Annotated in this window: 1 protein-coding gene; it reads left to right on the forward strand. The window is 58.2% G+C overall.

What is annotated here, in order from left to right; all coding sequences use genetic code 11:
* A partial coding sequence (locus tag SB822_RS54830) for a hypothetical protein (protein WP_410858815.1) occupies positions 1–204 on the forward strand: 204 nt, incomplete at its 5' end.
* Positions 205–541 lie beyond the last annotated feature (337 nt).

Below are 541 nucleotides of genomic sequence, written 5' to 3' on the forward strand. Positions count from 1 at the left end.
AACAGGATATTGCGATCAACCCCGCTGTTGCACTTAGCCTTTGAAACCGCCAGGCAAAAGAAAGCGGCTAACACCGCTAATTCCTGTTATTACCCACGGGCCCCCAACGTCCCCACGCATCACACGGCAGCGTATTTGTTCGCGTGCATTGCCAACGCTTCGAATAAACGCCTCACCTACTTCAAATACCCGCACAAGGGCTAGCGGCAGCAAATGGTATGTGCCACCCAGGTGGCAAACTGTGTGTAGGTTGTCGCGTCGTATAGCCTGGCGCTCTTACAGGGTGGAACGGGTGCGCTATCGGTCCGAAGTGAGGCGTGAGGAGCACAACGGGCCTACACACAGTTTGCCACCTGGGCGGCAGTGGAATAGCCGGCACGGCGTGCTGTAGTACGGGAGCGTGAAGCGGGTGAGGCGCACCGCAAGAGCGCTGGCAACGAACGTGGGTCACGTGGTTGCCGTGCGAAGCGTGGGACCGGTTGGGGGCCCTCAGGCGAGAAGAAGAGTTGGCGGTGTTAGCCGCTTTCTTTTGCCTACTTTT

Origin of the sequence: Paraburkholderia sp. SIMBA_054 (assembly GCF_046534875.1) — a bacterium.
Lineage (GTDB): Bacteria > Pseudomonadota > Gammaproteobacteria > Burkholderiales > Burkholderiaceae > Paraburkholderia > Paraburkholderia hospita.